The 1,259-nt window shown below is 64.5% G+C and carries 1 protein-coding gene; it reads left to right on the top strand.

All coding sequences use genetic code 11. The features are described from left to right. Positions 1 to 1,259, top strand: a 1,259-nt coding sequence (locus A5692_RS25290; RefSeq protein WP_231984456.1) for a condensation domain-containing protein, incomplete at both ends; no start/stop codon positions are given.

The raw sequence follows: 1,259 nt of genomic DNA, 5'->3' as shown, positions 1-1,259 counted from the left end.
TCGTTTGCCCAGTCCCGGTTGTGGTTTATCGATCAGTTGCTGGGCCGGTCTGCGGTCTACAACATGCCCATCGCGGTACACCTCACGGGGCCACTCGACGTGGACGCCCTGCAGGCTGCGCTCGGTGATCTAGTGGCCCGCCATGAAAGCCTGCGCACCCTGTTCCCCACGATCGACGGGATCCCCCACCAGCAGGTGGTGCCGGTCGAGCAGGCCGAGTTCGGCTGGGCGGTGATCGACGCCGGTGAGTGGACGCACGAGCGGCTCGAGGAGGCCATCGCCGCGGCGGCAGAATACTGGTTCGATCTGGCAACCGAAATCCCGATCCACACCGAGCTTTTCCGGTTGGGCCCCGATGAGTATGTGTTGGTGGCGGTGGCCCACCACATCGCCGCCGACGGCTGGTCGACCACACCACTGATACGAGATCTGGGTGTGGCCTATACCAGCCGCGCTCAAAGCCAGACTCCAAGTTGGGCGCCGTTGGCGGTGCAGTACGCCGACTACACACTCTGGCAACGTGAGCAGTTCGGCGACTTGGAGGATCCGGATAGTCGGATCGGCGGGCAATTGGCTTACTGGCAGCACGCGTTGGCTGGGTTGCCTGAGCGGCTGGTGTTGCCCACGGATCGGCCCTATCCGGCGGTGGCCGATTATCGGGGGGCCAGTATCGCGATCGAGTGGCCGGCGGGGTTGCAGCAGCAGATCACCCGGCTGGCCCGCGCGCATGATGCGACCAGTTTCATGGTGCTCCAGGCCGGGTTGGCAGTGTTGTTGGCCAAACTGAGCGCCAGTACTGATGTGGCGGTGGGGTTCCCGATCGCCGGCCGGCGCGACCCCGCTCTAGATGAGCTGGTCGGGTTTTTCGTCAACACCCTGGTGCTACGGGTCGATCTGACCCGCGACCCCAGTGTGACCGAACTCCTTGGCCAGGTGCGGGCGCGTAGCCTGGCCGCCTTTGAGCACCAGGATGTGCCCTTCGAAGTCTTGGTGGAACGGCTGCACCCGGCCCGCAGCCTGGCTCATCACCCGCTGGTGCAGGTGATGTTGGCCTGGCAACACCACAACCCCACCGACCTGGGCCTGGGGGATCTACAGGCCAACCCCATACCGGTGCAAACCCAGACCGCGCGCATGGATTTGACATTCTCTCTGACCGAGAACTTCACCGAGGCGGGCCAACCGGCCGGGATTAGTGGGGCGGTGGAATTTCGCACCGACATCTTCGACCCCAACACCATCCACACCCTGATCCAGCG

The organism is Mycobacterium sp. E342 (assembly GCF_001667665.1).
GTDB lineage: Bacteria > Actinomycetota > Actinomycetes > Mycobacteriales > Mycobacteriaceae > Mycobacterium.
The sequence above is the reverse complement of the archived record's forward strand: the minus strand, read 5'-3'. Positions and strand labels throughout refer to the sequence as shown.